This is a genomic window from Methylobacterium sp. WL119 (assembly GCF_008039875.1).
Taxonomy (GTDB): Bacteria; Pseudomonadota; Alphaproteobacteria; order Rhizobiales; family Beijerinckiaceae; genus Methylobacterium.
The window spans coordinates 1-14,777 of sequence record NZ_VRUU01000043.1 but is presented as its reverse complement, the minus strand read 5'-3'; the positions used below and the strand labels follow the sequence as shown (position 1 = coordinate 14,777).

Annotated in this window: 13 protein-coding genes and 1 riboswitch; of the genes, 5 read left to right on the top strand and 8 right to left on the bottom strand. The window is 69.5% G+C overall.

All coding sequences use genetic code 11. The annotated features are described in order from the left end of the window. Positions 1-36: 36 nt before the first annotated feature. The 4 genes from FV227_RS15935 (at position 37) to FV227_RS15920 (ending at position 4,270) form a co-directional block, all read left to right on the top strand. Entirely contained in the window at positions 37-1,476 is a 1,440-nt protein-coding gene (locus tag FV227_RS15935) for a circularly permuted type 2 ATP-grasp protein (protein ID WP_147726289.1), read from the top strand. A gap of 83 nt (positions 1,477-1,559) precedes the next feature. Then, positions 1,560-2,504, top strand: a complete 945-nt coding sequence (locus FV227_RS15930) for an alpha-E domain-containing protein (protein ID WP_147726288.1) — start codon at positions 1,560-1,562, stop codon at positions 2,502-2,504. A 154-nt stretch (positions 2,505-2,658) separates the two neighbouring features. Continuing rightward, positions 2,659-3,486 carry a transglutaminase family protein gene (locus tag FV227_RS15925; RefSeq protein WP_147859424.1) on the top strand — a complete coding sequence of 276 codons (828 nt, stop codon included), beginning with the start codon at positions 2,659-2,661 and terminating at the stop codon, positions 3,484-3,486. 31 nt (positions 3,487-3,517) lie between these two features. Beyond that, positions 3,518-4,270 (top strand): peptidase, encoded by a 753-nt coding sequence (locus FV227_RS15920; RefSeq protein WP_147726286.1) that lies wholly within the window; start codon positions 3,518-3,520, stop codon positions 4,268-4,270. Between the two features lie 199 nt (positions 4,271-4,469). Here the strand turns inward: FV227_RS15920 and FV227_RS15915 are convergent, their stop codons facing one another. Genes FV227_RS15915 through thiO form a run of 4 tightly spaced genes read right to left on the bottom strand, consistent with a single transcriptional unit; the run spans position 4,470 to position 7,298 of the window. Next, complete coding sequence (locus FV227_RS15915; RefSeq protein ID WP_246686344.1) at positions 4,470-5,072, bottom strand: thiamine phosphate synthase; 603 nt, start codon at positions 5,070-5,072, stop codon at positions 4,470-4,472. Between the two features lie 22 nt (positions 5,073-5,094). Continuing rightward, positions 5,095-5,895: a thiazole synthase gene (locus FV227_RS15910; protein WP_147726284.1), complete on the bottom strand. Its 801-nt coding sequence runs from the start codon at positions 5,893-5,895 to the stop codon at positions 5,095-5,097. Positions 5,896-5,898: 3 nt separating this feature from the next. Further along, the gene (thiS, locus tag FV227_RS15905; protein WP_147842140.1) at positions 5,899-6,111 is read right to left on the bottom strand and encodes a sulfur carrier protein ThiS; all 213 of its coding nucleotides are present in this window, start codon (positions 6,109-6,111) and stop codon (positions 5,899-5,901) included. Further along, positions 6,108-7,298 (bottom strand): glycine oxidase ThiO, encoded by a 1,191-nt coding sequence (gene thiO / locus FV227_RS15900; protein WP_147859436.1) that lies wholly within the window; start codon positions 7,296-7,298, stop codon positions 6,108-6,110. Before thiO ends, thiS begins: the two co-directional genes overlap by 4 nt. A 111-nt stretch (positions 7,299-7,409) precedes the next feature. Beyond that, a riboswitch (TPP riboswitch) is annotated at positions 7,410-7,538 on the bottom strand. Positions 7,539-7,748: 210 nt separating this feature from the next. Here thiO and FV227_RS15895 point away from each other — a divergent pair. After that, positions 7,749-8,252, top strand: a complete 504-nt coding sequence (locus tag FV227_RS15895) for a TIGR02281 family clan AA aspartic protease (RefSeq protein WP_246686343.1) — start codon at positions 7,749-7,751, stop codon at positions 8,250-8,252. A gap of 8 nt (positions 8,253-8,260) precedes the next feature. Here FV227_RS15895 and FV227_RS15890 read toward each other — a convergent pair whose 3' ends face one another. The 4 genes from FV227_RS15890 to FV227_RS15875 all read right to left on the bottom strand — a co-directional run bounded on the left by FV227_RS15890 (position 8,261) and on the right by FV227_RS15875 (position 14,457). After that, entirely contained in the window at positions 8,261-9,520 is a 1,260-nt protein-coding gene (locus tag FV227_RS15890) for an adenylate/guanylate cyclase domain-containing protein (RefSeq protein WP_147726281.1), read from the bottom strand. 173 nt (positions 9,521-9,693) lie between these two features. Beyond that, entirely contained in the window at positions 9,694-11,688 is a 1,995-nt protein-coding gene (gene rpoD / locus FV227_RS15885) for an RNA polymerase sigma factor RpoD (RefSeq protein WP_147726280.1), read from the bottom strand. Between the two features lie 196 nt (positions 11,689-11,884). Continuing rightward, positions 11,885-13,795: a DNA primase gene (dnaG, locus tag FV227_RS15880; RefSeq protein WP_147859423.1), complete on the bottom strand. Its 1,911-nt coding sequence runs from the start codon at positions 13,793-13,795 to the stop codon at positions 11,885-11,887. A gap of 200 nt (positions 13,796-13,995) precedes the next feature. After that, positions 13,996-14,457, bottom strand: a complete 462-nt coding sequence (locus tag FV227_RS15875; protein WP_147729595.1) for a GatB/YqeY domain-containing protein — start codon at positions 14,455-14,457, stop codon at positions 13,996-13,998. Positions 14,458-14,777 lie beyond the last annotated feature (320 nt).

The following is a 14,777-nucleotide window of genomic DNA, read 5'->3' as shown; positions in this document are numbered from 1 at the left end:
TCTTGCCTCTAGCGTGACGGATCTGGGAGAGACTGAATGGCGGCCGTGGCCTTCGACGAGATGACCGCCTTCGCAGGCGCCGCGACGAGTCCCGACGACGTCCGCGAGGCCTACGGTCAGCTGAAGAACTGGCTCGACACGACGCCGGCCGACCATTTCAACACCCGCCGGAGCCAGGCCGAGCTGCTGTTCCGGCGCATCGGCATTACCTTTGCGGTCTACGGCGACAACGAATCGACCGAGCGGCTGATCCCGTTCGACATCATCCCGCGGGTGATCACCAAGCCGGAATGGGGTTTCCTGGAGCGCGGGCTGAAGCAGCGCGTCACCGCGATCAACATGTTCCTGAAGGACATCTACGGCGCGCAGGAATGCATCAAGGCCGGCATCATCCCGGCCGACCTCGTCTACAAGAACGCGCATTACCGCATGGAGATGCGGTCGTTCCGGGTGCCGCACGACCTCTACGTGCACATCGCGGGGATCGACATCGTCCGCACCGGCGAGAACGACTTCTTCGTGCTCGAGGACAACGCCCGCATCCCGTCCGGCGTGTCGTACATGCTCGAGAATCGCGAGGTGATGCTGCGGCTGTTCCCGGACCTGTTCTCCCGCCACCGCGTCGCGCCGGTCGAGAACTATCCGGACGCGCTGCTGGCGACGCTCCGCAGCCTCGCGCCGGCGACGGCGACCCGCGACCCGACCGTCGTGCTGCTGACGCCCGGGCGCTACAACTCGGCGTTCTACGAGCACTCGTTCCTGGCCGACAAGCTCGGCGTCGAGCTGGTCGAGGCGGGCGACCTCTTCACCAAGGACGACGTGGTCTACATGCGGACCACCGAAGGCCCGCGCCGGGTCGACGTGATCTACCGCCGCCTCGACGACGACTTCCTCGATCCGCTGGTGTTCCGGCCGGATTCGATGCTCGGCGTGCCGGGCATCATGAACGCCTACGAGCGCGGCAGCGTGACGCTCGCCAACGCGGTCGGCACCGGCATCGCCGACGACAAGGCGGTCTACAGCTACATGCCGGAGATCGTGAAGTTCTTCACCGGCGAGGAGCCGATCCTGCACAACGTGCCGACCTATCGCTGCCGCGAGAAGGAGGCCTTCTCCTACGTGATGGACAACCTGTCCGAGCTGGTGGTCAAGGAGGTCAACGGCTCGGGCGGCTACGGCATGCTCGTCGGGCCGCACGCGACCAAGCGCGAGATCGAGGAATTCGCCAAGCGCCTGCGCCACGCGCCGGACGGCTTCATCGCCCAGCCGACGCTGTCGCTCTCCACCTGCCCGACCTTCGTCGCCTCCGGGGTGGCCCCGCGCCACGTCGACCTGCGCCCCTTCGTGCTGTGCGGCGCCGACGAGATCCGCATCGTGCCGGGCGGTCTCACCCGCGTGGCGCTGAAGGAAGGATCTTTGGTGGTGAATTCCAGCCAAGGGGGCGGTACGAAGGACACCTGGGTTCTCGACGCGTGATGGCGTGACGCCTGCTTTCACCGAGAACCGCCCAGCGGTGGACGCCCCCGGGCCGAAGCCGAAGAGACCCCAGCGAAACAGCCATGCTCTCCAGGACTGCCGACAACCTCTACTGGCTCTCGCGCTACGTCGAACGGGCGGAGTTCGTCGCCCGCATCCTCGATGCGGCGCATCGCCTGGCCTCGCTGCCGACGAGCTACGGCGGGGGCGAGACCAACGAGTGGGCTTCGGCCCTCGCCTCGGCCGGCGATCCGGAGGTGTTCAAGCCGCACTACGACGGCGTGAACGCCGCGACGGTGTGCGACTTCCTCGCCTTCAGCCCGCACAACCCGTCCTCGATCCGCTCCTGCATCGAGAGCGCCCGCGAGAACGCGCGCAGCGTGCGCACCGCGCTCACCACCGAAATGTGGGACACGATCAACGGCGCCTGGCTCGAGCTGCGGTCCTACGAGAAGAAGGACCTCGACCGCGACGCGTTCACGCGCTTCCTCGATTGGGTGAAGGGCATCTCGCTGACCTTCGACGGCTCGGCCTACCGGACGATGCTGCGCAACGACACCTACTGGTTCACGCGTCTCGGCACCGCGATCGAGCGGGCCGACAACACCGCCCGCATCCTCGACGTGAAGTACAAGATCCTGCTGCCGGACACCGAGAAGATCGGCGGCAGCCTCGACTACTTCCAGTGGACGACGATCCTGCGCGAAGTCTCGGCCTTCAACGCCTATCACTGGGTGTATCGCGAGAGCGTCAAGCCGTTGCTGGTCGCCGACCTCCTGATCCTCAACCGGCAGATGCCGCGCTCCTTCGCCAACTGCTACGGCGTCCTCGTCGAGCATCTCGACCTGATCGCCGACGCCTACGGACGCCGCGGCGCCAGCCAGCGCTTGGCGAGCAACCTGCTCGCACGGCTGGAAAGCGAGGAGATCGACCGGGTCTTCGCGTCCGGCCTGCATGAGTTCGTGATCGCTTTCATCGGCGAGAACAACAAGGTCGGCGCCGCCATCGCCGAGCAGTATCTCGGCTGAGGCTCGAGCCGCAGCGGAATACGCGCGGTTCCGCTTCCGCGGTTGCGCGCTCCGTCGGAACGTCGTGTAAAACGTGTGACTTCGGGCGCCGCGGCGTCCATCAGGGGCGCCGTGTCGCCGAGACCGGCGGAGCCAGGACGGGCAGAATCGACGCATGCGCATTCGCGTGGTCCACGAGACCATCTACAGCTACGAGCAACCGGCACGCGGCCTGATCCAGGTCCTGCGGATGACGCCGCGCGACCATGACGGCCAGTACGTCCGGCGCTGGCGGATCGAGCCTTCGGTCGACGGACGGCTCACCGAGCGCGAGGACGGCTACGGCAACGTGGTCCACTGGTTCACGCCGGACCAGGCCTCCGACGCGTTGGTGATTCGCGTCACCGGCGAGGTCGACACCCACGAGACCCACGGCATCGTCCGCGGCGCCGTCGAGCGCCTGCCCGAGACGTTCTACCTGCGCGACACCGACCTCGTGCTGCCGAGCCCGGAGATCCAGGCGCTGTCCGACGCGGTCGCCGGCGCCGGAGACCCGGCAGCCCTCCCCTTCCTGCATCGGCTGATGGCCGCGGTGCACGCGCACATGGCCTACACGCCAGGCCCCGCGAGCGCCGCCGTGCCCTCGCCGAAGGCCTTCGAGGCCGGAGCCGGCGTATGCCAGGACTTCGCCCACGTCTTCATCGCCGCCGCCCGCTACCGGGCGATCCCGGCGCGCTACGTCTCCGGCTACCACCGCCCGGAGGGGAGCGACGCCGAGCAGGAGACGCCGCACGGCTGGGCCGAGGCGCTGGTGCCGGATCTCGGCTGGGTCGGCTTCGATCCGACCACCGGCGACGCCACCACGGAAGCCTATATCCGCGTCGCATCCGGGCTCGACTACCTCGGGGCTGCCCCGATTCGCGGCAGTCGCACAGGCGGCGGCACCGAAACGCTGGACGTGAAGCTCCGGGTGGAGCAAGCCCAGGCGGCACCGCAATCCTGACGCTCCGCGCCTCTTCGAAAAGCCTGATCCCATGACTTACTGCGTCGGCGTCCTCGTCGAGGAAGGCCTGGTGATGATCGCCGACACCCGCACCAATGCGGGGCTCGACGACATCTCGACCTATCGCAAGCTCCATCACTTCAACGTGCCGGGCGAGCGGGTGATGATGCTGGCCTCGGCCGGCAACCTGTCGGTGACGCAATCGGTCCTGAGCCTGCTCTCCGAGGGCGTGCCCGGCGACAACGGCGAGGCCAAGCTGAAGCTCGTCGAGACGACGACGATGTTCGAGGCGGCCCAGCTCGTCGGCCGCGCGATCCGCCACGTGCGCGCGATCGAGAAGGCGGGCTTCGAGGCGGCGAGCCTGCGCTTCTCGGTCTCGCTGCTGTTCGGCGGCCAGATCGGCAGCGAGCCGATGCGGCTGTTCCTGATCTACTCGGCCGGCAACTTCATCGAGTGCAGTACCGATGCACCGTTCCTGCAGATCGGCGAGCACAAGTACGGCAAGCCGATCCTCGACCGGGCGGTGAAGTTCGAGACCGAGCTCTACGACGCGCTCAAGGTCGGACTTGTCTCGATGGATTCGACCATGCGCTCGAATCTCGGCGTCGGCCTGCCGATCGACATCGCGCTGGCGCGCCGCAACGCCCTCGACCTCGAGGTGAATCATCGGATCGAGGCCGGCGAGGGCTACTTCCACGACCTGCGCGAGCGCTGGTCGGCGGCGCTCCGCGCCGCGCATCGGGCGATCCCGCGCCCGCCCTACGGGCCTGCCGCCGCGAAGTAGTTTCTCACGCCGGACATCCTCCAACCGTGAGCCTCACCCTGAGGTGCCGCAGCGAAGCGGAGGCCTCGAAGGAGCCCTGCAGCGCGCGCGCGATTTTCGGAGCCCCCCTTCGAGGTCGCCGACGCGGCACCTCAGGATGAGATCGAGAGTGGAGACGAGGCTGGATCGGCGAGCATCGAATTCTGATCATGCGTAAGGCTCACGGTGGCCCGTCCGAGGCCGCTTCCCAGGCACGCAACAGCGCCCGAGCTTCGCTGGAAGGGTCGTCGACCCGCATCAGGCCGCCCATCACGGCCACGCCCGCCGCGCCCGCTCGGCGACACGCGGCGGCAGTGGCGACGCCGATGCCACCCAGTGCGACGACCGGGATTCCGATCCGCGCGGCCGCTGCGATGGCGCCGAGGCCGAGGGCGGGACCGTAGCCGGGCTTGCTCGCCGTGGCGAAGACCGGGCTCAGGGTCACGTAATCCGCGTCTTCCGCCGCCTCGACGTCGCGCAGGCCGTGCGCCGAGACGCCGACAAGCGCCGAGGTGCCGAGACGGCGCCTGGCATCGGCGATGGCGGCACGATCCGCCCCGCCGCCGAGATGGACGCTCGCGCCGAGGGCCGCGGCAAGCTCGAGATCGCCGCCGACCGAGAGCACGCCGCCGGCCTCGCGGAAGCGCTCGGCGATGCGCTCCGCCAGCGCCCGGCGCTCGGGCGGTGGCAGATCCCTGTCGCGAAACCAGACCCACCGGCACCCGCCGTCGAGCACGGCGGCGATGGTCTCGCCCAGGGGGCGGGGCCCGCGCCGGTCGGTCACCGCAAGGAGCGGCGACGGCAGGCTACGAGCCGACAAGGCCGAGCTGCGGGCTCGACGGCTCGGCCCGGCCGCGGCGCGGGATTCGGCCGGCGCGGTAGGCATCGCGGCCCGCCTGCACGGCGTTGCGCATCGCGCGCGCCATGCGGACGGGATCGTCGGCCTTCGCCACCGCGGTGTTGATCAGGCAGGCGTCGGCGCCCAGCTCCATCGCGATCACCGCGTCGGAGGCCGTGCCGATGCCGGCATCCACGATCACCGGTACGCCCATGCGGCGGCAGATCAACTCGAGGTTGGCCGGATTGGCGATGCCCATGCCGGAGCCGATCAGCGAGCCCATCGGCATCACCGCGGCGCAGCCGATGTCGGCGAGCCGCTGGCAGACGATCGGGTCGTCGTTGCAGTAGGGCAGCACGACGAAGCCGTCGTCGACGAGGTGGCGGCAGGCCTCGATCAGCTCGGCGACGTCCGGGTACAGGGTCTCGCGGTCGCCGATCACCTCGACCTTGATCCAGTTGGTGTCGAGCGCCTCGCGGGCCAGCTCGGCGGTCATGATCGCGTCGCGGGCGGTCTCGCAGCCGGCGGTGTTCGGCAGGAAGCGGCGTCCTTTCAGGATCTTCACGGTGTCCGAGCCGTGGCCCTGCAGCGAGACCCGGCGGATCGAGGCGGTGGCGACCTCGGCCCCGGAGGCCGCGACCGCATCGCGCATGATCACCTGCGTCGGGTAGCCCGCGGTGCCGATGAACAGCCGCGAGCCCAGCGTGACGCCAGCGATCACGAAGGGGTCATCGGCCTCCGGTCGGAGGGGTGTGAGCGTGTCGACCATCCTCTAGCCTCCCTGCATGGCGCGTACGATCTCGATGCGGTCGCCCTCGGAGATCGGTGTGGTGTCCCAGTCGCGGCGGCGGACGACGCGGCCGTTGAGCGCGATGGCGACGCCCTGCGGATCGGTGCTGCCGGTCTCCTCCGCCGCCTGCGCGAACAGGGCGGCGACGTCGGCGGCCTCGATCTCGCGAGCCTGTCCGTTCACCGTCAGCTTCATGCCGACACCCTCAGCTCGGCGCCCGGCGCGAACCGCGCCAGCGAGAAGTCCTGCGCGACCGCCGGCATCGCGCCCGTCGTGACGAGGGCGGCGATCGCGTCGGCGGTCACCGGGGCGAGCAGGTAGCCGTTGCGATGGTGACCGGTGGCGACCACCAGGCCGGGGGCGATCTCACCGAGGATCGGCGCGTCGTCGTCCGAGGTCGGGCGGAACCCGCTCCAGACGGCCTCGACCTCCATCTCCTCGATGCCGGGCAGCACCCGGCGCGCGCCTTCGAGCAGGGCATAGAGCCCGCCGGCGGTGACGCCGGGGCGGAAGCCGCAATCCTCGACCGTCGCGCCGACGACGATGTGGCCGTCGCTCTTTGGCGCCATGTGGACCTGCTCGGTCCAGACCATGTGCGAGAGCGTGCCGGTGCGCGCCGTGGTCTTCAGCGCCAGCGACTGTCCCTTCAGCGGGCGCACGGGCAGGGCGAGGCTTTGCGGCAGCAGGCCGCCCTCGCCGCTCCAGGCGCCGGCGGCGAGCACCACGGTCTCGGCCAGCACCACGCCGTCGGCGGTGCGCAGGCCCGCGACGCGGCCGCTCGTGCGCTCGAGGGCGACAACCGGGCTGTTCTCGACGAGCGCCACGCCGGCGGCGCGGCACGCCTCGACGAGCGCCGCCATCACCCGGCTCGGGTCGACCTGGTGATCGAGCGGGCAGAGCACGCCCGCGGTGACCGAGGGGCGGAGGGCCGGCTCGCGGCGACGCACGTCGGCACCCGCGATCCACTCGGCGGCGACGCCCGAGCGGCGCTGCAGGTCGAAGCGGAAGCGCAGGCGCTCGACCTCGTCGCGCCCGATGGCCAGCACCAGCGTCCCGTCCTCGCGGTAGTCGATGTCGAGGCCGGACGCCGCTTCGAGCTCGGCGCGAAACCCCGGCCAGCGCCGGAGCGAATCAAGCGCCAGCGGCAGCAGCGGGTCGGAGCCGGGCTCGTGCTCGGCCGCCGGCGCCAGCATGCCCGTGGCGGCGAGGCTCGCGCCGGAGCCGATGGTCTCCCGCTCGACCACGACGACGGACCGCCCGGCCTGCGCCAGCCGCCAGGCGATCGACAGCCCGATCAGGCCGCCGCCGACGATCGCGACGTCGGCACGCGCCGGCAGCGGGACGGTTGGCCGGGCGCCGCCGCTCGTCCGGCGCGTCCCGATCGGTGATGCTGCGTGACGACCCGAATGACGACCCAAGTGATCCTCCGCGTGCTGTCGCAGAGACCGGGCCTGACGCTTCGTCTGAGAAGCTGGGGCACCCCGTCGTCGAAGACGGCGCCCACGGTCCAATCCCTACGCCGGTGTGAACCGGATCAGGTTCGAAGGATTTCCGCGCCGCGGGCCCTCACGAGCCTGCCAGCGGTTTCTCAGCCCCTTGCCGGGGATCTCCCTGGAACACCGCAGATGTGGTCCCGCCGGCCGCCTCGGTCAACCCCGCGGGCCGATCCCCTCCTGCGGATGCGCGCGATTCGTCGTCGCGCCGAGACGGACCGGAAACCCTGTCGGCAGATGGCCGCGCGGTTCCGTCCGGCGGCGGGCACGCCGCCACGCATCGTTCACCGGCGTCATGCTCGTCTAAGCGTCCTCGATCGGCGGGGGCGAAGGTAGGCGATGCGGACGATCCTGATGCTCTGCCTCGCGGCCGGCCTCGTCGCGGGGGTGCTCGGAGGCATCGGCAACCGCCTGACCAGCCGCAAGGCCGCGGCCCCACCGGTGCCGACGGTGCAACTGGTTGCGTCCGCGCCGACGGCGATCGCGCTCGGCGCCGACCGCAACGGCCACTTCCTCGCCGATGCGCTGGTCGACGGGCGATCGCTGCGCATGATGGTCGACACCGGGGCCACGACGTGCAGCTTTGCGGAAGAGGATGCCGCCCGCCTCGGCATCGTCGTCGGGCCGCGGGACTTCACGCGCCCGGTGATGACCGCCAACGGGACGATCCGCGTCGCACCGGTGCGGATCGGCACGATCCGGATCGGGCCCGTCACCGTGCGCGACGTCGAGGCCGTGATCGTCCCGAGCGGACGCCTCGGCACGAACCTCCTCGGCATGTCGTTCCTGAAGCGCGTGCGCGACTTCAGCATCACCGGCGGGACGATGACGCTGCGGGGCTGAGGCCCGCCTCAGCTCTGGCCGCGGTGCGGCTTCGGGCGCGGGCGATAGACCATCATCGGCTCGGCGAACCCGTCGAGCACGTGCTCGCCGAGCGGCACCGGATCGCCCCACAGGAAGTCGACGAAGGGCTTCGACATCAGCAGCGGCTCGCCGAGCGTCTTGTTGAGCCGGGCGATGCGGCTCGCCATGTTCACGTCGCGGCCGATGACCGTGAAGTCGAGGCGCGTGCCCGAGCCGACGTTGCCGTAGGCCGCCTCGCCGTGATGGAGCGCGATGCCGGCCATCATCGGCACTGTGAATTGGTGGAGGGTGTTGGCCTCCTCCAGCGCCGCGAGCGCACTTTGTGCCGCCGTCAGCGCCCCCTTGGCGGCGCCGCCGAGGTCGTCACCCGGCTCGCGGAAGATGGCGAGCAGGCCGTCGCCGAGATACTTCAGCACCTCGCCGCCCTCCCGCTCGATCGGCGGCACGAGACAGTCGAAGAAGATGTTGAGCAGGTCGACCGCCTCTTCCGGCGTCATGTTCGCCGAGATGCGGGTGTAGTCGCGCATGTCGGCGAACAGGATCGCCGAGCGGATGCGCTTCACCTGCCCGCGGCGGATGTCGCCCGACAGGATGGCGCGGTGCGGCTCGTCGCCGACGTAGATGCGCAGCACCGTGTCAAGCTGCTTGGTGACGATCCGCATCTCCATCACCGCGGCCAGGGCCGGCATGATGAAGCGCAGGATCGCCACGTCCTCGTCGCGGAATCCGTCCGGGTCGCGGGTGGCGAAGGTGATGCCGTTATGCGTGCCGTTGGTGAAGAACAGCGGCACCACGATGTAGTGGCGGTAGCCGGCGGCCCTCAGGTCGGGGATCACCGAGTAGGCGTCGTCCGGCGTCTCGGCGAGGTCGAGGATCAGCCATTCGCCGTCCTCGTGCACCTTGCGGAACGGGCTCGCCGCGTAGGCGCGCTCGGAGGCTTCGCCGTGCGGGAACAGGCGCACCGTCGTGCCGGACTCGCGCGTCCAGATGCGGCCGATGCCGGAATATTCCGAGTGCAGCGTATCGATCGCCGTCGAGGTCCGGTCCACCGGAACGCCGACCGCGTTGAGGCGCTCGGCGAAGCCCGCGATCAGGTCGTCGGGCTCGGGCAGGCGGGCGCCCTCGCTCAGCAGCCAGTCGCGGATCGCGACGCAATCCTGCAGCGCGCCGAACGGCACGTCGTCCGCCTCCGAGCCGTCGGCTGCGGCGGTCGGCGGCACGGGTGGATGCTGGCGACGCTCAAGCATACGGCCAAGGTGGGTTCACGAACCGCCAAAGCAAGGTTCAGGCTGACGATGGCGAGATCGATCCGGATCGAAGACCATCATCCCTTCGCCGCCTGGAACGCGAGATCGCGCCGTGAGCACGGCGCGATCCGACGATCGCATTTCGGCGAATTCGAGAATGGCGTATCCGACGCTCAGTTGTCCAGGAAGCTCCGCAGCTTCCGGCTCCGGCTCGGATGCTTCAGCTTACGCAGGGCCTTCGCCTCGATCTGACGGATGCGCTCGCGGGTCACCGAGAACTGCTGACCGACTTCCTCGAGGGTGTGGTCGGTGTTCATGCCGATGCCGAAGCGCATGCGGAGCACCCGCTCCTCGCGCGGGGTCAACGAGGCGAGGACGCGCGTCGTGGTCTCGCGGAGGTTGCTCTGGATCGCCGCGTCGATCGGCAGGACGACGTTCTTGTCCTCGATGAAGTCGCCGAGGTGGCTGTCCTCCTCGTCGCCGATGGGCGTCTCGAGGGAGATCGGCTCCTTGGCGATCTTCAGGACTTTTCGGACTTTCTCGAGCGGCATGGCCAGCTTCTCGGCCAGCTCCTCCGGGGTCGGCTCCCGCCCGATCTCGTGCAGCATCTGGCGCGAGGTGCGGACGATCTTGTTGATCGTCTCGATCATGTGCACCGGGATTCGGATGGTGCGCGCCTGGTCGGCGATCGAGCGGGTGATCGCCTGGCGGATCCACCAGGTCGCGTAGGTCGAGAACTTGTAGCCGCGGCGGTACTCGAACTTGTCGACCGCCTTCATCAGGCCGATGTTGCCCTCCTGGATCAGGTCCAGGAACTGCAGGCCGCGGTTGGTGTACTTCTTGGCGATCGAGATCACGAGGCGGAGGTTGGCCTCGATCATCTCCTTCTTGGCCTGGCGGGCTTCGCGCTCGCCCTTCTGGACCATGTTGACGATCTTGCGGTACTCGCCGATCTCCAGGCCCGTCTCGGAGGCGAGCGTCAGGATCTGCTCGCGCAGGTCCGAGACCTGCTTCGAGCCCTTCTCGACGAGGTTCTTCCAGCCCTTGCCGCCGAGCGTCCCGACGCGGGTCATCCAGTTCGGGTCGAGCTCCCAGCCCTGGTAGTGGCGCAGGAACTCGTCGCGGGCGACGCCGTGGCTCTCGGCGTAGCGCATCAGCCGGCCCTCATGCGAGATGAGGCGCTTGTTGATGTCGTACAGCTGCTCGACCAGGGCCTCGATGCGGTTGTTGTTCAGCGACAGCGACTTCACGTCGGCGACGACGGTGTCCTTGAACTCGGCCTGCTTCTTCTCCTGGGCCGACGTGGTCTTCTCGCTGTTCGCCTTGCGCTCGGTCTCCTCGTTCTGGAGCTTGCGCAGCTTGCGGTAGTTGTTGGCGATCGCGTCGAACGTCTCGAGCACGCGCGGCTTAATCTCGGCTTCCATCGCCGCGAGCGAGACGTTGTTCTCCATGTCGTCGTCGTCGTCGCCGCCCTCGGGCGTCGGCGCTTCCGGCTCGGCATCCTCGCCTTCGGCGGCCGCCTCCGCGATCTGCGGGTTCTTGCCGTCAGGGCCGGCATAGGTCGCTTCGAGATCGATGATGTCGCGCAGCAGCACCTTGCCGTCGACGAGCTCGTCGCGCCAGATGATGATCGCCTGGAAGGTCAGCGGGCTCTCGCACAGGCCGGCGATCATCGCCTCGCGCCCGGCCTCGATCCGCTTGGCGATGGCGATCTCGCCCTCACGCGACAGCAGCTCGACCGAGCCCATCTCGCGCAGGTACATCCGCACCGGATCGTCGGTGCGGTCGGTCGGCTCCTTGGTCGCGGTGACGACGGCGACGGCGCGCGTCGGGGCGACCTCGGCCACCTCCGTGCCCTCGGCGCTCTCCTCGTCGTCCGACGCCTCGCCGTTGGCCGGCTTGTCGGCGGCGGCCTCGTCGGTCTCCTCGGCCTCGACGACGTTGATGCCCATCTCGGAGAGCTGGGACAGGACGTCCTCGAGCTGGTCGGGGTCGGACTGCCCCTCGGGGAGGACCTCGTTGACCTCCTCGTAGGTGATGTAGCCGCGCTTCTTGGCGAGCTTCACCATCCGCTTGACCGAAGCATCCGTCAGGTCGAGGAGCGGCCCATCGGTCTGCTCTGCCGGAGCGGTGTCCGTCTCGTCCCGTTCCGTTGCCTTCGTCGCCATGATCAGCCTATTGTTTCGGCGCGCCACGATGCGGGGGCCTTTCGGCCACGCCGCGCCGTCGGCGCCGCAATGCGTGTGAGACCCGGGCGAACCGCTTCGACCGCGTCGTATTCTCGAGTTCGGTATGCAAGCGAGACGCTTGACCGATTGTTAACCATGCCGCGAAGGCGTGTCGTATTCCGCCATCGCACAGGCCCTACGACACAGTCGAGTCGTTCGTGTCCTGCAGGTCCGCCTCGGTCTCCGCTCCCGCGATCACCGCCAAGCGCTCCTTGACGTCGCACAGCCAAGCGAAGTTCGCCTCTGTTTCTTCTTCGACGAGCGCACGTTCCGCCTGTCGGAGTTCGCTATTTAGCGCGCCGGCCTTGCGGTGCAAGATCACGGCCTGCCGCAAAGCGTCCTCCAGCTTGACGAGATCGGCGTGCGGATCGAGGGCCCAGCGGTCGCCCGGGCGCACCCGTGCCGCCAGCCGCGCGCTCGCCGCCTCGAGCCCGGCCCGCGCCAGCCGATTCTCGACCACCGCCACGTCCGGGTCCGCCGCGTCGGCGGCGCGGTCGAGCAGAACCGAGCGCAGGGCCACCGCATCCGCGTCCTCGAGATCGAGGGCGGCGAGATCCTCGGCTTCGAGCCCGAGCAGCTCGGGATGCACGAGGAGGCTCGCCACGATCATCGCCTCGCGCGAGCCGCCGCTGCCGGAGAAGCCGTTCGAGCGGGCGAGGCCCGCGCTCGGCCCGGCGGTCAGCCGCGGCGAGGGCGGCGGATCGCCGGGGCGCGGCTTGCGGACGTAGGCATTCGGCCGCCCGCCCGGCTGGTAGGCGCCGCGCTGCTGCGTCGCGCCGCGCGGCGAGAGCCCGCGCAACCGCTCCTCAATCTCGTCGCGGTAGTAGCCCCGCACCGTCTCGTCGCGGATGCCGGCGACGAGGCCGCGCAGCGTCTTGGCCAGGCCCGCCCGGCGCTCGGGCGTGTCGGTCGAGCCGGTCTCGACGGCGCGGCTCCACAGCATCTCGACCAGGGGCTTGGCCGCCTCGACCACCTTGTCGATCGCGTCCGAGCCGCCCGAGCGCAGCAGGTCGTCCGGGTCCTGGCCCTCCGGCAGCATCGCGAATCGCAGCGACCGGCCCGGCTCCAGCATCGGCAGCGCCACGTCGAGGGCGCGGAAGGCGGCGCGCTGCCCAGCGCCGTCGCCGTCGAAGCACAGCACGGGCTCGTCGGCATGCCGCCACAGCAACGCCAATTGCTCCTCCGTCAGCGCGGTGCCGAGCGGAGCGACGGTGTTGGCATGGCCCGCCATCGTCATCGCGATGACGTCGACGTAGCCCTCGACAGCGATGATCGTGCCGCGATCGTGGGCGGCCTTCCGCGCCCGGTTCAGGTTGTACAGCACCTGCCCCTTGTGGAAGAGCGGCGTCTCGGGCGAGTTCAGGTACTTCGCCTTGGCGTCCGCCTGCATCGCCCGGCCGCCGAAGGCGATCACCCGGCCGCGCACGTCGGCGATCGGGAAGATGATGCGGTCGCGGAACCGGTCGTAGGGAACGGCGATGTCGTCGCCGGTCACCAGCAGGCCGAGCTCGCCCATCAGCGCCTTGTCGACGTCCTTACCCGCCAAGTGGTCGCGCAGGCCGTAGCGGTCTGCCGGAGCGTAGCCGAGGCGGAAGCTCCTGCGGATCTCGGGGCCGAGCTCGCGCCGGTCGAGGTAGGCGCGGGCGGCCGCCCCCGCGGGCGAGGCCAGCCGCTCCTCGAACCACGCGGTGGCCAGCTCCATCACCTCGATCGCGCCGCGGCGCTTGGTCTCCATCTCGCGGGTGTCGGCGGTGGGAGCCGGCAACGTCACGCCGGCGTCGGCGGCGAGCCGCTCGACGGCTTCCGGGAAGCTCAGCCCTTCGGTCTCGATCAGGAAGCTGAAGATGTCGCCGTGCTTGCCGGACGAGAAGCAGTGGTAGAACTGCTTCTGGTCGTTGACATAGAAGGACGGCGTCTTCTCGGCGTTGAACGGCGACAGCCCACGCCACTCGCGCCCGGCCTTCTTCAGCTTGACCCGCCGGCCGACTACGTCGGAGGCGGGAAGCCGGTTGCGGATCTCTTCGAGGATGTGGGGCGGGTAGCGCACGGAGATGCGGGACTCGAATGTCGTTGGCCGCCGAGTATAGCGCTTTCGGTCCTAACGAGTCCTCCGGGTCGAATCGCCCGATCCAGGCGGCCGGCCGACGCGCCGGATCGACCCTTCGATCGTAACGACTCGCCGCGTCGACGCGGGGCTGCGTGCCAACGCGGAAGCGCGCAGAAAGGACCTCCGTGCCTGAGGTGCCCTCACGCCTTGGCGTTCAGCGACGCCTTTACCAGCCCGCTCGCCTTCGCGAAGTCCATGCGGCCGGCATAGGCGCCCTTCAGCACGGCGATCACCTTGCCCATGTCCTTCGGGCCGGCGGCGCCCGCCTCGGCGATCGCGGCGTCGACGGCGGCCTTGGTCTCGGCCTCGTCCATCTGCCGGGGCAGGTAGCCCTCGATGATCGCGATCTCGGCGCGCTCGTTCTCGGCGAGCTCCGGCCGGCCGCCCTGCTCGTAGACGGAGGCCGATTCGGCGCGCTGCTTGATCATCTTCTGCAGCAGCGCCAGGATCTCGTCGTCGGTCGCCGGCTCCTTGCCGAGCCCGCGCGCCTCGATGTCCTTGTCCTTCAGCGCCGCCTGAATCATGCGGATCGTGGCGAGCTTGGCCTTCTCGCCGGCCTTCATGGCCTCCTTCATCTCGGTGGTGAGGCGGGCGCGCAGCATCGATGTTGTCCTTGTTGTGCAGAAACGGGTGGCTGGCCTGCGGTTTGCAGCGATTGAGCCGCCTTTGACGCGGCCCCACATTGACCCCATCGCCGCGGGCTCGATAAGACCGCGGCACACGATCATCAGCCGCCCGCTCGCGCCGTCTCGACGGCGCCGGTCGAGGCCGGACATAAGCGAGATCACGCCGATGCTGCAAGACAGCGCTTCCGCGCCGAAAGACGGCGCCGCCGCTCAGGCGCGCCCCGCCCCCCCCAGTAACTTATAAACAAAATACGCTGGCGAAGAAACAACATGTGCAGCTATAGATGGGAGCCGTA

What these genes read in the sequence shown, in the direction of transcription:
- FV227_RS15935 (WP_147726289.1), top strand. Translation starts at nt 37, where the DNA reads ATGGCGGCCGTGGCCTTCGACGAGATGACCGCCTTCGCAGGCGCCGCG.
- FV227_RS15930 (WP_147726288.1), top strand. Translation starts at nt 1,560, where the DNA reads ATGCTCTCCAGGACTGCCGACAACCTCTACTGGCTCTCGCGCTACGTC.
- FV227_RS15925 (WP_147859424.1), top strand. Translation starts at nt 2,659, where the DNA reads ATGCGCATTCGCGTGGTCCACGAGACCATCTACAGCTACGAGCAACCG.
- FV227_RS15920 (WP_147726286.1), top strand. Translation starts at nt 3,518, where the DNA reads ATGACTTACTGCGTCGGCGTCCTCGTCGAGGAAGGCCTGGTGATGATC.
- FV227_RS15910 (WP_147726284.1), bottom strand. Translation starts at nt 5,895, where the DNA reads ATGGTCGACACGCTCACACCCCTCCGACCGGAGGCCGATGACCCCTTC.
- thiS (WP_147842140.1), bottom strand. Translation starts at nt 6,111, where the DNA reads ATGAAGCTGACGGTGAACGGACAGGCTCGCGAGATCGAGGCCGCCGAC.
- FV227_RS15895 (WP_246686343.1), top strand. Translation starts at nt 7,749, where the DNA reads ATGCGGACGATCCTGATGCTCTGCCTCGCGGCCGGCCTCGTCGCGGGG.
- FV227_RS15890 (WP_147726281.1), bottom strand. Translation starts at nt 9,520, where the DNA reads ATGCTTGAGCGTCGCCAGCATCCACCCGTGCCGCCGACCGCCGCAGCC.
- rpoD (WP_147726280.1), bottom strand. Translation starts at nt 11,688, where the DNA reads ATGGCGACGAAGGCAACGGAACGGGACGAGACGGACACCGCTCCGGCA.
- FV227_RS15875 (WP_147729595.1), bottom strand. Translation starts at nt 14,457, where the DNA reads ATGCTGCGCGCCCGCCTCACCACCGAGATGAAGGAGGCCATGAAGGCC.